Genomic DNA, 15,702 nt, shown 5'->3' with positions numbered 1-15,702 from the left:
AGATGTGTATAAGAGACAGAAATTCCTGCGTGAAAGGAAGTTGGTCGGCTCCGGCTAAATCGCGGGCCCGCAACAACCAGCGACAAAGCCGGGCATCGACTTCGTGATTGGCCATGCAAGCTGTTGATTGCTGCGCTTGGGCGAACAAGGTCTGTTCATGTCTCATAATCTTGGAAATTAATTTCTCTGACTGCATTGCAGCGCTTCTGAATGCGCTCGGATCGCAAACCATCGCATCGCCGCCCAATTGAACAATGGCACGACACATTGCGACTTTTCCATCTAGTGCCGACGCGATGCCGACAGCGCCATCCCTACCGACCATCGCAGCCTCAGTCATTTCGCCGGTCGTTAACGTCGAAACCAGTGAGACCACGGCGCTTGTTGGGAAGTAGACTGCGGTGATCATGTCGCCGGTCTCAAACAGCACTGTCTTTTGCTGAAGGTGAGTGGCTTTGAGATGAGGTTTCAGGGCTGCTTTGTCGCCCTCTGGCAACGACGCAAGAATCGCGTTTAATTGCAGCATGTTTTGCGCTCCCGTTCGCAGGCGGGAGTGCAAGCCCAATATAGTGGTCAGCAATGAACGGACCCTAACAGGTTAAACGCCGAGAGTACGTACGGTGGCTGACACTTCGCGGTCTGTTTTTGTGTCTTCCTTTGTCTCGTCCAAGCCAGCACTTCCCATGCTGTGGCGCACCATCAAACCCGCCTGGAATCACGATTTTTGAGTCATCCGGCGTACAGACACGATCAATTCTGGAAGGATAAAAACGGTCCGTGGGCAGCTTATGAGAGGGGTTCGCTATGGGCCAGGTACGCCGCCGGATCAAACACAAAGAGACATTTGAAGAGCGATTGGCGCAAGAGGCTGCACGATATAGGTACGCGGCCGAAGAGCAGCCGCTCGGCAGTATGGCGCGGGAACTGCTTTTGCGCCGTGCACGACAGGCAGAAACCGCCTCTCACGTGAACGATTGGCTAAAGTCGTCCGGCGCGCAGAGCCCGAAATAGGTCCACGATGCCTTGGGGGTATTACGCCTACGTCATTGACGATAATGGCCACGTTGCCAATCGTATCGAGATTAATTGCGGCGACGACGACGAGGCCATTCGATGCGCTAAGCGATTGGTCGACGGGCACGCGATAGAGCTATGGCAAGAGACGCGTCAGGTGGCGACCTTTACGCCCAAGAGCGAGCAATGAAAGTTCGAACTCCTAAAATGCCGATCATGGTGCAGGTTGCGGACATACTTTGCCGGGCGCGCAAGCTCCCCCCCGGACCGGCTCGAAATGACCTTCGGCAACTCGCCCAGGGTTTGCTGAAGCTCCATCGGGCGGGTATTCGTGCAAACGTGCAGATCATCAAAGACGCCACAACACACTGAACGCTGCGCTTAATTCACTTTGCGATTGAGATTCAACTGTCGCTACCGTTGCGCGGTGCAGCTTAGGATAGTTTTTGCGGCGGAACGTCAGCCACGAAATACTCCTGAAACAAAGCGATGGTTTAATGCCGATCGGTCCCGGCGGGAGTTTTTAGATCCCTAGCTATTTTCATTCCAGGCTGGTCTTTTGTTCACCGAGTTATTGACCGAAGCATGCAGACTTCGAACAGGGCAGCCGCAGGGCGGCCCTTTCTTATGGGGCCGAGGGTCCCTATCCGCACCATGCGTACCGCGTTCCAATTCTGCCTGCCGACGCCTGCCAAGCTGGTGCCAACCGGCCCCGACTGGATCCACGAAATCAAGTTCGACGGCTACCGCGTCCAGGTTCATCTCGCCAACGAAACCGTCAAGATCTACACGCGACGTGGTCACGACTGGACCCGCCGCTTCAAGAAGGTCGCTGCCGACGCCTGGCAGATCAAGGCGAGCTCGGCCGTCATCGACGGCGAGATCGTGGTGCCGGCCGCCGATGGCACCACCGATTTCTCCGTCTTGCAGAATGAGCTGAGGGGCACCTCGACGAAGATTGTCCTGGTCACCTTCGACCTGCTGTACCTCAATGCCGAGACCTACGAAAACTCCCTCTGATCCAGCGCAAGGCGGAATTAAAGAAGATCATTGCCGGCACGGACGTGCAATTCAGCGAGAGCTTCGAAATCGACGGGCAAGAGATGTTTGTCCATGCCTGCAAGATCGGCCTCGAGGGCGTCGTCTCCAAGGTGCGTGACAGCGTTTGCCCGACCGGCCGCGGCAACAACCGGGTCAAGAAGACCTGCGCCCAGCGGGAGACGCTCACTATCTCGGGTTTCGCGCTCGACGAAGGCAAGTGGGATGGCATGTACCTTGCCAGGCGCAAAGGCTCTGACCTGATCTATGCGGGTAAGGTCGACCACGGCTTCGGCAAAACGTCCGCCGCCGAACTGAGGAGGCGCGAAAGACGCAGCCCTACGCCAAGCGGATCGCACACAAAGGCATCTGGGTCGAACCGAAGTTGCTTGCCGAGATCGAATATCGCGCCAAATCCGCCGAGGGGAAGGTGCGGCACCCCTTCTTCAGAGGTTTTGCGGGAGGATTTATGAGCCTACCGTCAAAATTGGTGCTTGGAACACCAGGCCCTAAGTCAGTCTGCTTCGCGCGTCGTGACTCGCGGAAGGCTAGGTGAACGCCGATAATCGAACGACGTTCCTGCCGTCGCATCCGGTGGTCGAACCAGAAAATCGGCCTGTGCTTGGACCTGGAGCCGGTCACTTGGCAATGAGTCAGGCTCGTCAGCGTGAACCGGCGGGCCTCGTGTCCACCGCTTCAGCCGCCAGCCGGCGCGCCTGTGGGCTAGCTGGCGGCTTTCCCCACAACCACGAGCGGCAGTGGCGCGCGCTCTCGACGAGCTACCTCACGCCCTGCCGCCTGCCGGATACGAACGGGTGAACTCCCCCAGGTTCTTGACGCGGTCGTAACGAAAGGTGCAGCCATGCGCGCGGGCGAAGACTTCCGCCTCTGCGATCGCGAGGGCACGCGTCTCGCCGAACGCGCGCTCAATGTATCGGTCTCGAATTGTCAGTTTCTCGTCCGCCGCGATTTCATCCAATACTGTCGCTTGCCGGAGCAGGTAGTCCTCGCGCGTCTCCATAGGTGGAAATATGCAGCGGCAGATGCCTGAATGCCAGCCTAAGGCAGCCCTACTGCATGAGGATGCCCACAAAAAATTGGCCCCAGGGATGAGCCGGGGCCGAGGGTGCTTCTGACGTCCGGTGCCGATAGACAAAATGGCCGTTTGCATCGAAAACCAACAATGCGAGCCACTGTTCCTATTCATATGCCGCCAAACAACTTGGGGCTTTGGGGTGCCATGGCCCGAGTTTCGGATTCGACGCGGGGCCGGCCGGCGTTCCTACGTTCGAGGAGGCTAGATTTCCCGAGAGGACGAGGCCCGCCAGCGTGAACCGGCGGCCTGTGCTCGCTGCGTCAGCCGCGCCCTCTCGGCTGGAGTTGCTCTAGCCCCTCCTCAATTACTCGAAGGTCCTCCTGTATAGAAGCTCGAGACTGAGCCGCGTTGATGCTTGATGTGGACTGGAGTCGTTCGAGCAACTGGCGCCGAAGCTCTCGCATATTCTCGAGAGCCTGCCGATTCTTCGCGCGAACGTAAGCGGAAACGCGCGATTTCAGACTCGCGGTCAATGGGTAGCTCCAAATCAAAATTCTAAAATAGGTTGTATCCTACCCCGTCGGAGGCAACCCGCAAGATCCAGCAAGCTCATGGACTAAATGAGGAATTAAGCCCAGGGTTTCGTTGGGACGGGCCGTCAGGATATGGCGGCTTGTGCTTGGGGGAGGGCCCACCACCCAGCCAGCCCCGGAGCGGGCCTTCCCTCATGGAACTCTATGTCGGATAGGACTAATTCGGTTTCAATTGAAATTAAGTCAAAGTTGGGGCAATATTTTTTGCGCCGGGGCGCTGCGGCCGTTGTTTGCGGGGCCACTATGGTTGTTCCTAATACCGATCACGAATTACTTCGGTTGATAAGTGCCTTCAAAGAAATAAAGAGCCGAGGCAAGCGCCACGCAGTCCTCATCCTCGTCGAAGAGCTGGCGCAGAAAAATGAATCACGGAGAATGGCGTCGAAAGACGGCGTTTGACCACCTTGTAGTACTGGCTCGCTGCGATAATGCTTCTGCTTGTTCTAGGCACGCTGGCGTTGGCCTATTTGGCTCTCACCGTTTTGCCTGACGACGATCGTCTATTCCCATTCGACGAATGAGTAGCCCGCCAGCGTGAGCCGGCTGGCCTCCATCTCATCGCTTTAGCCGCCGTCGGTGCGTCATCAGCCGCTGCCGGTCGCGCTTCCTGTGCAGTCTGCGCCGACGCTTCATAGTTGCCGCACTGCCAGAACCGAATCGATCAGGGCCTCGATCGTCCGAGGCGGAATTGCAACTTCCGTTTTGGCTCGATTTACTGTAAACTGAAAATATGAGGAAAGCAATTTCCGTAAACAAAAAATCGCGCGGTCGACCGAAGAAGGCTGGCGGCGTCTATCCGGTATCAGCTGTCCGCCTGTCGCCCGAGGTGGGCGCTGCAGTCGACAAATGGGCCGGCAGCCAGGCGGACACTCCGACGCGTTCCGAAGCCATCCGCCGGCTGGTCGAGATCGGGCTGAAGGCGAAGGGAAAATAAACGCGTTCGAGGGGATGGACCATGAAGCGACTAGTCGGACTTATCGCGCTGCTGATTACAACTGGCGCGTTTGCTCAAACCGCTCCACCGAAGGCGGCCAAAAAGCCGCCTGTTCAGATCAAGCCGCAGGCGCTAATGGGATGCAAGCTAGTCGGCATGGTGAAGGGAACCAAGATTTGGGCCGGCGATTGCGCAGCCGCCGCAGATCTCAGGGGCAGCGCACCCGCCGCCGAACCGACGGCGCCAGCAGAACCGCCCGAAGCGCCCGCTAAACAATAGCAGTTTCCGTTTCCGTCGCCTCCGCGCTGACTGGGCGAACTTGCCATAGTCTGCTCTGAGGAAGATAATCGATACTGTGAAAGGTAATTAGCTCTCGCTTCCGGCATCTCACTTTGGTGGAGGCTGCGATGCTCGCGTTAGAATTGCCGCACTGGTTGATTGTTGCTGGCAGCGCGCTGGTAATGGTTGGACTCTTAGGCCTAGGGCTTACCCGAAACAAACGAGCTGAGAGCGACCCCCTTATGCTTCCGGGGGACCTAAGTTCATGGAGATCTGAAAGGGCCGATAGATCGGCGTCCCCGGGCGCTGAGGATTTGGGCTAAAACTCCATCCCCTTTCGGGGCGCCTCGGCGCCGCCGGCCTAGGCGCCGGGACTTTTGAGCAGGTCGACGTAGCGGGGATCGCTGCGCCGATCGCGCGGAACGGTGGAGCGTAGGCCGCGGGCGCCGCAAGTCACGGTTGTCCCGCGGCCTTTCAGGGCGCCTCGGCGCGCGTAGGAACGTTTCGGCCCGTGGCGAGTCCTAAAGGCATTATCGATCCTGCGTAGCTTCTGGATCGACCAATGGACAAAGTTGCTGCCTATGCTGGGCTTCGGCATCTGGATCCTCGTTGCCGGCCTAAGCTCCAGCGAGCCCGCGTTGTGGATCTGTGCAAGCCCTCATCCCCATCGCGATCGTCCATAGCGGCCCGTCAGTTCACGCTGGCCGGACCTTTCGCCAGAATAGGAACCTTTTCGGCGTGGAGCATTTTTCCGCTGCTTCCGGCCCGATCCCTTCCCGGGCCTGAGGCGCGAAGTACCTTAGCGCGCGGCTCCACCTTTCCCCAAGGCTGGGGCGGTCGCTGCTTTCGAGAAGTCACGCCTCTCCTGCGCGCGAACCCTTCTCTGTAGGCTGATAACGCTCGCCATGTTTCACGAGCCAGCCGCCTTCAACCATCTTCTCTGCCAAGGCCTTGGAGCATGCCGGCTGGTTGCTGCCGGGGTAATACAGGCCGTCTCTGCGTTCGACCATAAACCCGTAGACGCGCACCAGACGAAGCGCTTTCAGCATGCCGGGAATGAGAACTACGGGTGTGCTCGTCATTGCTCTCCAAATGACGGCAGCAACCGAACGTTTCGAAGCCACTCGGCGAACCTGCTCAAATTATCGATTCCTGGCGTCGCGGAACGGCCTTCGAGCTACAGCCTGTCGTGGGTGTGGAGAACTACCCCTCACCGGGGCTGGCTGCATATTTCACTTAGATCTTTTTCGCCCGGCATTTTTGACATAGCGCGGGCCGCAGTAGGAGATACTGCTGCGGCCTTCCGCTGTTTAACTTGATCGGGCCGACTGCTTAGGCTCGCCCCGGCTGGGCAGTATTGCCAGACCCGAGCGTGCCCGAGCGGCCCTTCAATCGCAGAGAAATGCCTTAGCCGGCCAATCAGGGGCTACAGCAATCGAGCTGTCGCCTGATCTGCATAGAGCGCCAGCAAGTCCTCAGCAGTCCGATACATCCTGCTCGCTTATTTCGAAACCAATAGGGCCAGAACGACATGCGGACACTGATTGTTGATGACCATCCCATTGTCGTAACGGGCTGTCGGGCCTTGTTCACTTCGGACCCTTCCGTCGAGATACTGGAGGCTTCCACTGCAAAGGACGGCCACCGTGCTTACTTGCAGAAGCATCCCGACGTCACCGTAGTGGACGTGGGGCTTCCCGACCTTACCGGCTTCGAGTTGAGCCGGCGAATTCGCAAAGAGGATCCCGCTGCCAAAATAGTCATGCTCAGCGTGAGTGAGGATCCGGCGTTCGTGGTCCGCGCTGTGGAGATGGGCATTCAGGGATATGTCTCAAAGAGCGATGATCCCCGGCTCCGGGCCAAGGCGATGCGTAAGGTTGCAGCCGGGGAGCGCTTCGTCTCACCGCATCTGGCGGAAGCAACCTTCGGTGGCGCGGTCATTAAGGCCAATCCGTTGACGCAGATGAGCTCACGCGAACTCGAAGATGCTCGGCCGTGAAGACTGCGCCTCGGTCCTGCAGCAGAACCTCGACGAGGAAAAAGCGACCGACGAGAAGCTCAATACGATGGCACTGCGCAGCGTCAACCAAAAGGCCGCGTGAGCATCTCACAGCCGGAGAGGTGAACCGCGACCATCGTGGTCGGAGGGGAGATGGACGACAGAAAGACCGGGCGACGCCAGCGAACCCGAATCGACGGCTGGAGCATCGCCACGGCGCTCGGTCTTATGGCGGCAGCTTTCCTGATCGAATATCGTCCATGATTGGTTTGACCGTCACGCAGCGGCCGAAGCGTCTTGGAGCGTCCGATCACGACACCCCCGGCAACCTATTGAGGTGTTTGTCCAAAGTGATCGGATAATTCCGCACGCGCACGCCCGTCGCATTGTAGACGGCATTGGCGACGGCCGCCGCGACCCCGCATATGCCGAGCTCCGCCACGCCCTTCGCCTTCATCGGCGAGACCTTGTCGTCGGCCTCTTCGAGGAAAATCACTTCCTGATGTGGAATGTCGGCATGGACGGGCACCTCATAGCCGGCAAGGTCGTGATTGACGAAGAAACCGCGTCGCTTGTCGACCGCGAGTTCCTCCATCAACGCGGCTCCCGCGCCCATCGTCATGGCTCCGATTACCTGGCTCCGCGCGGTCGTGGGATTGAGGATGCGGCCGGCCGCGCACACGGCCAGCATGCGGCGGATCCGGACCTCACCGGTGAAGCTGTCAACGGCGGCTTCCACGAAGTGAGCTCCGAACGTGGATTGTTGGTAGCTCTTGTCGAGCCCTCCCCATTCCATCTTGTCCTCAGCGACGAGTTCGCCTTCGCCGACGGCGTCGGCAAGCTTCGCGGAACGGTTTCCACTCATCACCTGGCCGTCCGAGAACGTCGCCTCCGCAGAGTTGATGCCGAGCCGCAGCGCAACGGCTTCCCGAAGCTTTACGCAGGCCGCGTAGACGCCCGACGTCGAACAGTTCGCTCCGAACTGCCCTCCGGATCCAGACGAGACGGGGAAGGCGGAATCGCCCAGGCGAACCACGACCCTTCCGATGTCGACGCCCATCATCTCGGCGGCGGTCTGTGCGATGATCGTATAGCTGCCGGTGCCGATGTCGGTCATATCGGTTTCGACGATGACGAGCCCATCCCTACCCAACTTGACGCGCGCGCCCGAAGGAACCAGCAGATTGTTTCGAAAGGCGGCCGCAGTGCCCATGCCAACGAGCCAGTGCCCGTCCCGCACGGCGCCCGGAGTCGCGCTCCGACGCGTCCAACCGAAACGTTCGGCACCCTCGCGCAAGCAACGCACTAGGTTGCGCCGGGAGAAAGGACGGTCCGGCTTCTCGGGGTCGACCTGGGTGTCGTTGCGCACGCGCAGCTCGACCGGATCCAGGCTCAGCCTCTCGGCCAGTTCGTCCATCGCGATCTCGAGCGCCATCATGCCAGGGGCCTCACCGGGGGCGCGCATTGCGTTCCCTTCCGGCAGGTCCATGACGGCGAGCCGCATCGAAGTGAGACGATTAGGGCCGGCATACAGCAGTCTCGTTTGATTGGTCGCCGTCTCCGGCTGGCCATCGGGGAGATCGCCGGAGCCGCTTTCGTGCGCGATGGCAATGATGCGCCCATCCGCGCCCGCCCCGATTCGGATGCGCTGCCGCGTGGCGGGGCGGTGGGTCGTATTGTTCGGAATGAACGGCCGGGGTAGCGCGACTCTAACCGGCCGGCCCGCCGCCTTCGCCCCCAGCGCGGCCATCACCGCGTCGGAGCGCAGGAACAGCTTGCAGCCAAAGCCGCCCCCGATGTAGGGCGATACGAAGCGGACGTTCTCCTTCGGAACACCGAGCGTGGTTGCGAGATCCGTCCTTCCCCAGTCTATCATCTGGTTGGACGTCCACACCGTCAGCTTGTCGCCATTCCAGGCTGCGATCGAAGCATGAGGCTCCATCATCGAGTGGCTCTGGTCCGGGGTCGTGTAGAGCTCGTCGAGCTTCACCGGTGCCTGAGCGAAGGCCTGTTCGAAGTCCCCGGTACGACTTTCGGGAGGCGCATCCTTTTCGGGACTGTTGGGGTCCTTTGCAAGAGGAGCAGTTTTCAGCGCTTCTTCGAGATCAAACCTGCCATCGGCGGGCGCGTATTCGACGCGTATCAGCGCGGCCGCGGCCGTCGCCTGCTCGAAGGTCTCCGCTACGACCACCGCGATTGCCTGGTGGTAGTGATCGATGTCAGGGCCGCCGAGCAGTTTGGCCGTGTTGAATTTGCCCTTGCCGAGCTTGCCGGCGTTCTCGGCGGTCACGACCGCCAGAACCCCAGGCGCGCGCTCCGCCTCCGCGAGAGTCATGCTGGCGATGCGCCCCTTGCCGATCGCAGACCCGACGATGGCCCCATAGGCCGGATTCGTCACAACGTCGTGGTGCTCATAGGCGTACGGCGCCGTTCCCGTCGTCTTCAAGGGGCCCTCGATGCGGGGATGTGCTCGTCCCACCACCTGCATGCGGTCGATGGGGTTGGCTTCGGCGGGTTTGTCGAATTTCATTGCTGCCTCGCATCGTTCAGAGCGGCGGCAACCGTCCGCTCGACCAGGGGTATTTTGAACGCGTTGTCGTTGGTCGGTTTCGCATCGGCGAGCAACCGTGCGGAGAAGGCCTTGGCACCTTTGGGCAGATCGGCTTCGGCGTCTTCGACCCGCCACGGCCTGTGGGCCACGCCGCCAACGGCCACGCGTCCGGTCCCGTCGCGCTGCAGGACTGCCGCGACGGAGACCAGCGCGAACGCGTAGGACGCCCGATCACGGACCTTTCTGTAGACGTGCGTTCCGCCGATCGGGCGCGGCAGCGTCACCGCGGTGATCAGTTCGCCTGAGGCCAACGTCGTTTCGATGTGCGGGGTATCTCCCGGCAGGCGATGGAATTCGGCGATCGGGATTTTGCGCGTTCGACCCCTGTCGTCGACGGTCTCCACCTCAGCGTCAAGCGCGCGCATGGCGACGGCCATATCCGAGGGGTTGGTCGCGATGCACGATTCGCTGGTTCCGATCACGCCCAATTGTCGGCTGAAGCCCTCGATCGCTGCGCAGCCCGAGCCGGGGCTTCGTTTGTTGCAGGGCTGATTGATGTCGTAGAAGTAGGGACAGCGCGTGCGTTGCAGCAGATTTCCGGCCGTCGTCGCCTTGTTGCGCAGCTGGCCGGAGGCACCGGCGAGGAGCGCCCGGCTGAGCACGCCGTAATCCTTCCGGACGCGCATGTCGGCGGCAAGCGCGGTGTTTCTGACCAACGCGCCGATGCGGAGTCCGCCGTCCTGGGTATTCTCGATCTTGTCGAGGCCGAGACCGTTGACGTCGATGAGATGTCGCGGCGTCTCGATCTCGAGTTTCATCAGGTCGAGGAGGTTGGTGCCCCCGGCGATGAATTTCGCGCCTGGTGTTTCCTTCGCCTTGGCCGCGGCTTCTTGGGTCGATGCGGCCCGTTCGTAAGTGAATTCCTTCATGTGCTGCTCCCCGCAACCTCGGCGATGGCCTCGGCGATGTTGGAGTAGGCGCCGCAGCGGCAGATGTTGCCGCTCATGCGTTCGCGCAGTTCGGCGTTCGTCAGTTCAGGAGGAGCGGTCAGGTCAGGGCTGACATGGCTCGGGATTCCCGCCTTGATCTCGTCGAGCACCGCTACCGCCGAGCAGATCTGGCCAGGCGTGCAATAACCGCACTGATAGCCGTCATGTTTGACGAAGGCCGCCTGCATTGGATGAAGCTGCTCGGGCTGGCCCAATCCCTCGATCGTGGTGATCCTGTCTCCTTCGTGCATGACGGCGAGCGTCAGACACGAATTGATGCGCACTCCGTTCACGATCACCGTGCAGGCCCCGCATTGACCGTGGTCGCATCCCTTCTTGGTGCCGGTCAGGCTGAGATTCTCACGCAGGGCATCGAGAAGCGTCGTGCGGTTGTCGACTTGAAGGCTGCGCGGCTTTCCGTTCACTTCGAACGATACGCCGGTCGGACGCTGCGAGGGCTTTTGACGCGAGGGATGCGGTTGCGCTTGTGCGCCGGGGACGACGCCGGCCATCGCCGTCGCAGTTCCAGCAGCGAGGAGGCGCCGCCTCGATACTTCCAGTTTCACCGGTTTTGGCATGTCGTCTCCTGGATTTTCCGCCGACTGGGGCATGTTCCGAGGTTAATTCCTATGTCGCTCGGGGGTTCGAATGCGGGGTTGATGAACGATTAGCCGCTCTCATGCCTGGAACTTCGTCGTCCGAGATGTCCGCGGGCATCCCCATTCGGCTTCTTCCGGAGCTGTCGGATGCGACAATAGCCAAAAAGCTACAAGAGCGGTGCAGAGCACCGTACCTGCACTGGTGAGAAACACGGTGTGCAACCTCGCGTCGGCCGCGATCAGGCCGACCGCAGGACTCGCGAGCCCTTGAAGAGATTCAGGAACGAAGATTTTGCGTTATGCATAGCAACCATCGTTCGCTCTGAAACTTTGATGCCTCGTGGCTACTCGAGATCCTGAGGCTTTTGGGTCGTGGCGACCGCATCTCAGAAGTCGCGTCCGAACTCGGCCTCTCATATAAAACCGTTGCCAACACGACCTCCATGCTGAAGTCCAAGCTCGGCGCTAAAAATCACTCTGACCTCGTCCGGATTGCGGTCGAGATCGATTTGCACCAATGAGGAGTCGTCAACTGGGATCCTGTTTTTGGACTATAGCAAAATCGCAGAGAGTCCCGCTTATTAGGAACCCAACCGGCCGAGCGGAGTTTTATCGCCGCTTCTCCATGTTGTGTTGCGAGGCCGAGCGAAGGAAGCCCATGCGTCGCGTTCGACTTGTGATAGCAGATCGACGTCCCATTGTTCTGCAGGGTTTTGCATCGCTTCTCGAAGCGCAACCCGACTTCGACGTGGTTGCGTGCTGTCTTGATGGAGCGAGTTGCCTTGCGGCCATTCTCCGCTTGACACCCGATGTGGTGTTGCTGGAGGACGGGTTCACCGATGTAACTGCCTCCGAGATCCTCGCCGTCGTGGACCGCGAAGGTCGTTCATCCCGGCTCATATTCTTCACTGCTACCGTCGCCTGCGGCGATCTTGCCCGAGCACTGGCGACCGGTGCTTGCGGCGTGATTTCGATGAACGCCAAACCGGAAGCGCTGGTGCAGTCCCTGAGGCTGGAAAAACCTGGGTGCGACCTGGCGAGGGTCGGTAACGAGGCTAATGGAATGGCCTCATTCGGCAATAACGTTCTGGCGGTTCTGACCGTCAACGAGCGGACGATCATGGATCTCATCGCCGAAGGTTTGTCGGACAGTGAAATTGCTCGGGTGCTCGGTGTCGCTCTGGAGATCGTCAAGATTCACATCGACCACGCGCGACAGAAGCTCGGAATCAATAGCCGGACGGAGCTCGCCGCGCTAGCAGCGTCGCGCCGTTATGGCGCGATGAGTATCCTCGCAGCTGCGATACTGGCAGCGTTGGACGATTCGCCCGGTCACGCCGCAACCGAAAGTTTTACAGTGATGGCCGCAAACGGTTGCGCGGAGGTCGTCACCATCAAAATCAACCGCAAGGAAGCAGTATCTGGCACTCCGGCCAAAGGCGCGAGCAAGGACCGCGCCGGCGCCGCAACTGGGACGTCATCGCCGACCGGCAAACTCGTTGATCCCCTAGCCGAGATTGCCGCTAGCTTATTTGCGCCGGCAACACTCGACGCGCTGAGGCCAGGTTCGAGCAGCTACAGCATCTTCATGGTTGCAGCTTTCGCCGCCTTGATCTACGAGCTCGATGGTGCAAACCACGCCGCGCAGGCGTTCGATTTCGGCGGTGAAATCGTCACTTCATCTACGGCAAGCGACGCCAGGGGACTGACATCCGCACTTCCCGGCTCCGCAAATTTTGGCGGCACGGCCACTGATGGGGCGTTCGCATTCGAGTTCGCCCAAGGCGATACAATCGCCACAGAAGGGCGCGAGCTTTATCTCGTCAATGCCCTTGCGGAGCATGGCGGCAGCGACCGAGAAATTACTATTTCTCGGGGCTCCGCGACCGTTGACGTTGTTGCGGCGGCCGCGAATGAAGCCTCGCACAGTGACCCAACGCAGACAGGTTCGGATGAAGGTTCCGATCGAGGTCGATCGCAATCGGATTTGCGCCGTTCCGACAACAGCTCCGAAGCCGCTAAGCGCGAGGCCCCGGGAGACGATTCTAATCGCGGTCAATCGCAGAAGGCGCTACATGAGTCTGACAACGGAGCCGCCAAGGGGCACGCCAAGCATGAGGCCGCGGGAGACGATTTAAATCACGGTCAATCGCAGAAGACCCTACATGAGTCCGACCACAGCTCTGGAGCCGCCAAAGGGCACACCAAGCATGAGGCCGCGGGAGACGATTTAAATCACGGTCAATCGCAGAAAGCCCTGCATGAGTCCGACAACGGCTCCGTGGCCGCCAAGGGACATGCCAAGCATGAGGCCCCGGGAGAAGATTCGAATCGCGAACAGGCGCACGGCAATTTGCAGACTTCTGAAGATGGCTCCGCGACCGGCAAGCAACACGCACGGGCAGGTGATTTAGATACTGGCAAGCCGCAGCAGGATATACCAACGGCGTCCATAAATTCTGCCAACGACGCGCATTCGGCATTGAAGATAAAAACTGCAGGAAAGGGCGGCCCTTCTTCCGACAACGCAGATCAGGCCAAATCAGCGGTTGGCACCGAAGTTGGCGATTCCTTTCATTTTAAGAGCGGCGCCGACAATACGTTTTCAGACATGTATGACCTTCAGCAACTGAGCCACGGAAATGGAAAAGCCCATGGAGGTGGTCAGCATGCTGTTACACGCGAGGGGTCAGAGCCGATCCAGGATGCTGACGGGATTGATTTTTCGGATGCGCACCACGATCACTCATGGCACGCCAATCTCCATGCGACTCACGATTTGATCGTGTAGCAATTTACTGATCAAATGGCCGGGCCGCGCTTTTTGTGTATTGCGTAACCGGCTGCATGGGCGCCCCGCATTCGGGACGCATTTGAGAAGCGGCTTCATGCCGATCATGAATACCATGATCGGCCTCGTTCCTTGCCAGGGATGACGACGGGCCAGATTCTCGCGGGCGTAGAGCCGGTCGATGCGGTGAACTGCAGAAGCCCTACCATCCCGAGCAGATCGTTGAGGCGGTGAACAAGGTGACGGCGGCTCGCTGATGTCTTCGTTCTTGGCGCGAAGGCGGAACCGCCGAAGACCGTCCGGCGTTCCCTTGCCATCATTTGCGAGAGGAGAAATCGATTATTATGGGCTTCTTCACAAAAGACATCAAAACCATGGACGACCTTCTGATCCACGGTCTGCAGGACATCTACTACGCTGAGCAGCAGATACTGAAAGCGCTGCCGAAGATGATCGACAAGGCCACGAACCGCGATCTGGTCACGGGCCTCAAGAACCATCTGGAAGAGACCAACAAGCAGGTCGAGCGGCGCGAGAAGGCGTTCGCCAAGCTCGGCAAGGAGCCGAGCGGCACGAAGTGCCCGGCCATCGACGGCATCATCAAGGAAGCCGACGAGACCGCCGGCGAGATCGAAGACAAAGCGGTCCTGGACGCTGCCATCGTCGCAAACGCGCAGGCGGTCGAGCACTATGAGATGTGCCGCTACGGGACGCTGATCGCCTGGGCCGAAGAGCTCGGCCACGACGAGATCGTGCGCTTCCTGACGACCAATCTGAACGAAGAAAAGGCGGCCAACACCAAGCTCAACACGGTGGCGCTGCGCAAGGGCGTCAACGCCAAGGCCTCCGACGCAGCCTGACGGCTGACCAACCTCAGAAGGGCCGGTTGCGCCGTATGGCGGGCCGGCCCTTCTCTTGTACGGGCAAGCTCCGGGAAAACCTCGCCTTGCGTCGCGCGAACCAGGCCGCGACCGATACCGCCAGCCACGCCAGCGAGGCGCCCGCAAATGCGCCGGCGACGCTTTGTTGGACCAGCAGCGAGAAGACTCCGGCGAACGCCAGCATACCCAGCGCTCCGAGCGCGGCGCCGGCGGCGTCCAGTGCTGCGGCCTGTTGTCCTCGCCGCTTGCCATCGAGACCGGCCTCCCGCTTGCGGCGGATCTCATGTTTTTCGATGAGCGTGGCGCTGGCGCAGAAGATCGCTGGCAAGGCCAGGAAAAGCCCGCCGATCGAAGCCCCGTACCAACCGCTGACCAGGCCGGTGAAGACCGTCGCCGCGCCGCCCAGCACGAAGCGCACCACATACTCGTACCATCGCCCCTCCCGGAGTGACGACGGCGAGAGTTCGATCGGCGTACTCATGCCTGACCTCCCGCGCCCGCCCACAGGCAGAAGGCCGCGGCGAGCCACACGACGAGCGACAGCAGCGTGGCGGGAAGCGCACGCATGCGCGCTCGAATCAAGAGCTGGCAGACGACGGCGCTGTAGATCCCGAGCGCTATCGCACCGGCCATCATCGAGAGGGTCTGGGCGGCCGCATAAGATTGGCCGTGCTGGTAGATCGCCATGCCGAGAGTGGCCAGCGCGACCGAGGGCGCGGCCCCGAACAGGCCGGCGAAGCTCTTGGGCCTCAGCATGTCGCCAAGCATCGCGAAGGCCGCGGCACCGGCACCTTCGGAATTGTCCTTAAAGCTTTTGGGCGATCTTCGACCTCCGTACACTCGTCGTATATGCCGACGGGCGGGTAGGCGCCGACGACGAGGAAGTCCTCCTCCGCCGACAGACACTGATGCCCCGTGCCGGCCGGCAGAATGGCGACGTCGCCCGCGAAGCCCAATCTGGGGAGATCGAACCGGGAAAAACAGGAACTTTTGCAAGT

At 60.4% G+C, this 15,702-nt stretch carries 14 protein-coding genes and 4 pseudogenes; 9 read left to right on the top strand and 9 right to left on the bottom strand.

Going from position 1 to position 15,702, the window contains the following annotated elements:
- The coding region (locus FXB40_RS12735; protein ID WP_148772533.1) for a Crp/Fnr family transcriptional regulator at window positions 1–526 on the bottom strand (526 nt) is incomplete at its 3' end.
- 1,142 nt (window positions 527–1,668) lie between these two features.
- On the opposite strand from FXB40_RS12735, the pseudogene ligD reads away from it, so the two are divergent.
- Window positions 1,669–2,525 (top strand): annotated as a pseudogene (ligD, locus tag FXB40_RS12725) (non-homologous end-joining DNA ligase).
- 311 nt (window positions 2,526–2,836) lie between these two features.
- Here the strand turns inward: ligD and FXB40_RS12720 are convergent.
- Complete coding sequence (locus FXB40_RS12720) at window positions 2,837–3,073, bottom strand: hypothetical protein (RefSeq protein WP_148772531.1); 237 nt, start codon at window positions 3,071–3,073, stop codon at window positions 2,837–2,839.
- Window positions 3,074–4,411: 1,338 nt separating this feature from the next.
- Here FXB40_RS12720 and FXB40_RS48710 point away from each other — a divergent pair.
- Together FXB40_RS48710 and FXB40_RS12705 are read left to right on the top strand one after the other, a co-directional pair.
- Complete coding sequence (locus FXB40_RS48710; protein WP_148772529.1) at window positions 4,412–4,615, top strand: hypothetical protein; 204 nt, start codon at window positions 4,412–4,414, stop codon at window positions 4,613–4,615.
- 21 nt (window positions 4,616–4,636) lie between these two features.
- A complete protein-coding gene (locus FXB40_RS12705; protein ID WP_148772528.1) occupies window positions 4,637–4,894 on the top strand; it encodes a hypothetical protein in 258 nt (85 codons plus the stop codon).
- An 854-nt stretch (window positions 4,895–5,748) separates the two neighbouring features.
- Here the strand turns inward: FXB40_RS12705 and FXB40_RS12700 are convergent.
- On the bottom strand, window positions 5,749–5,976 hold the full coding sequence (locus tag FXB40_RS12700) for a hypothetical protein (RefSeq protein WP_148772527.1): 228 nt from the start codon (window positions 5,974–5,976) through the stop codon (window positions 5,749–5,751).
- Window positions 5,977–6,425: 449 nt separating this feature from the next.
- Here FXB40_RS12700 and FXB40_RS12695 point away from each other — a divergent pair.
- A pseudogene (locus FXB40_RS12695) lies at window positions 6,426–6,887 on the top strand (response regulator); the annotation flags it as partial.
- A complete protein-coding gene (locus FXB40_RS12690) occupies window positions 6,880–6,996 on the top strand; it encodes a DUF892 family protein (RefSeq protein WP_148772525.1) in 117 nt (38 codons plus the stop codon). The pseudogene FXB40_RS12695 and the gene FXB40_RS12690, both read left to right, overlap by 8 nt.
- Window positions 6,997–7,203: 207 nt before the next feature.
- On the opposite strand, the gene paoC is transcribed toward FXB40_RS12690, so the two are convergent.
- From paoC to paoA, 3 genes are read right to left on the bottom strand one after another with little or no spacing between them, the layout of a single operon-like run.
- Window positions 7,204–9,423, bottom strand: a complete 2,220-nt coding sequence (gene paoC / locus FXB40_RS12685) for an aldehyde oxidoreductase molybdenum-binding subunit PaoC (protein ID WP_148772524.1) — start codon at window positions 9,421–9,423, stop codon at window positions 7,204–7,206.
- A complete protein-coding gene (locus tag FXB40_RS12680; protein ID WP_148772523.1) occupies window positions 9,420–10,373 on the bottom strand; it encodes an FAD binding domain-containing protein in 954 nt (317 codons plus the stop codon). Before FXB40_RS12680 ends, paoC begins: the two co-directional genes overlap by 4 nt.
- Window positions 10,370–11,011, bottom strand: coding sequence for an aldehyde dehydrogenase iron-sulfur subunit PaoA (gene paoA, locus FXB40_RS12675; RefSeq protein ID WP_148772522.1), 642 nt, complete (start codon window positions 11,009–11,011; stop codon window positions 10,370–10,372). The genes FXB40_RS12680 and paoA overlap by 4 nt, the downstream gene beginning before the upstream one ends.
- Window positions 11,012–11,379: 368 nt before the next feature.
- On the opposite strand from paoA, the pseudogene FXB40_RS12665 reads away from it, so the two are divergent.
- The 4 genes and pseudogenes from FXB40_RS12665 to FXB40_RS12650 form a co-directional block, all read left to right on the top strand.
- A pseudogene (locus FXB40_RS12665) lies at window positions 11,380–11,553 on the top strand (LuxR C-terminal-related transcriptional regulator); the annotation flags it as partial.
- Window positions 11,554–11,690: 137 nt separating this feature from the next.
- A complete protein-coding gene (locus FXB40_RS12660; RefSeq protein ID WP_187436846.1) occupies window positions 11,691–13,823 on the top strand; it encodes a LuxR C-terminal-related transcriptional regulator in 2,133 nt (710 codons plus the stop codon).
- 141 nt (window positions 13,824–13,964) lie between these two features.
- Window positions 13,965–14,057: a hypothetical protein gene (locus tag FXB40_RS50380; protein ID WP_430647169.1), complete on the top strand. Its 93-nt coding sequence runs from the start codon at window positions 13,965–13,967 to the stop codon at window positions 14,055–14,057.
- 110 nt (window positions 14,058–14,167) lie between these two features.
- The gene (locus FXB40_RS12650) at window positions 14,168–14,683 is read left to right on the top strand and encodes a YciE/YciF ferroxidase family protein (RefSeq protein ID WP_148772520.1); all 516 of its coding nucleotides are present in this window, start codon (window positions 14,168–14,170) and stop codon (window positions 14,681–14,683) included.
- A gap of 13 nt (window positions 14,684–14,696) precedes the next feature.
- On the opposite strand, the gene FXB40_RS12645 is transcribed toward FXB40_RS12650, so the two are convergent.
- The 3 genes and pseudogenes from FXB40_RS12645 to FXB40_RS49130 all read right to left on the bottom strand — a co-directional run.
- Window positions 14,697–15,185: a hypothetical protein gene (locus FXB40_RS12645; RefSeq protein WP_187436845.1), complete on the bottom strand. Its 489-nt coding sequence runs from the start codon at window positions 15,183–15,185 to the stop codon at window positions 14,697–14,699.
- A complete protein-coding gene (locus FXB40_RS12640) occupies window positions 15,182–15,472 on the bottom strand; it encodes a DUF3147 family protein (protein ID WP_148772519.1) in 291 nt (96 codons plus the stop codon). The genes FXB40_RS12645 and FXB40_RS12640 overlap by 4 nt, the downstream gene beginning before the upstream one ends.
- Window positions 15,454–15,651: pseudogene (locus FXB40_RS49130) on the bottom strand (hypothetical protein); the annotation flags it as partial. The pseudogene FXB40_RS49130 and the gene FXB40_RS12640, both read right to left, overlap by 19 nt.
- Window positions 15,652–15,702 lie beyond the last annotated feature (51 nt).

Origin of the sequence: Bradyrhizobium rifense (assembly GCF_008123425.1) — a bacterium.
In the GTDB taxonomy this organism is placed as follows: domain Bacteria; phylum Pseudomonadota; class Alphaproteobacteria; order Rhizobiales; family Xanthobacteraceae; genus Bradyrhizobium; species Bradyrhizobium rifense.
This window is presented reverse-complemented; position numbering and strand designations above follow the sequence as displayed.

Bases quoted from the DNA above. Each gene is read 5' to 3' on its own strand.
- FXB40_RS12720 (WP_148772531.1), bottom strand. From the start codon at position 3,073: ATGGAGACGCGCGAGGACTACCTGCTCCGGCAAGCGACAGTATTGGAT.
- FXB40_RS48710 (WP_148772529.1), top strand. From the start codon at position 4,412: ATGAGGAAAGCAATTTCCGTAAACAAAAAATCGCGCGGTCGACCGAAG.
- FXB40_RS12705 (WP_148772528.1), top strand. From the start codon at position 4,637: ATGAAGCGACTAGTCGGACTTATCGCGCTGCTGATTACAACTGGCGCG.
- FXB40_RS12700 (WP_148772527.1), bottom strand. From the start codon at position 5,976: ATGACGAGCACACCCGTAGTTCTCATTCCCGGCATGCTGAAAGCGCTT.
- FXB40_RS12690 (WP_148772525.1), top strand. From the start codon at position 6,880: ATGCTCGGCCGTGAAGACTGCGCCTCGGTCCTGCAGCAGAACCTCGAC.
- paoC (WP_148772524.1), bottom strand. From the start codon at position 9,423: ATGAAATTCGACAAACCCGCCGAAGCCAACCCCATCGACCGCATGCAG.
- FXB40_RS12680 (WP_148772523.1), bottom strand. From the start codon at position 10,373: ATGAAGGAATTCACTTACGAACGGGCCGCATCGACCCAAGAAGCCGCG.
- paoA (WP_148772522.1), bottom strand. From the start codon at position 11,011: ATGCCAAAACCGGTGAAACTGGAAGTATCGAGGCGGCGCCTCCTCGCT.
- FXB40_RS12660 (WP_187436846.1), top strand. From the start codon at position 11,691: ATGCGTCGCGTTCGACTTGTGATAGCAGATCGACGTCCCATTGTTCTG.
- FXB40_RS50380 (WP_430647169.1), top strand. From the start codon at position 13,965: ATGACGACGGGCCAGATTCTCGCGGGCGTAGAGCCGGTCGATGCGGTG.
- FXB40_RS12650 (WP_148772520.1), top strand. From the start codon at position 14,168: ATGGGCTTCTTCACAAAAGACATCAAAACCATGGACGACCTTCTGATC.
- FXB40_RS12645 (WP_187436845.1), bottom strand. From the start codon at position 15,185: ATGAGTACGCCGATCGAACTCTCGCCGTCGTCACTCCGGGAGGGGCGA.
- FXB40_RS12640 (WP_148772519.1), bottom strand. From the start codon at position 15,472: ATGCTTGGCGACATGCTGAGGCCCAAGAGCTTCGCCGGCCTGTTCGGG.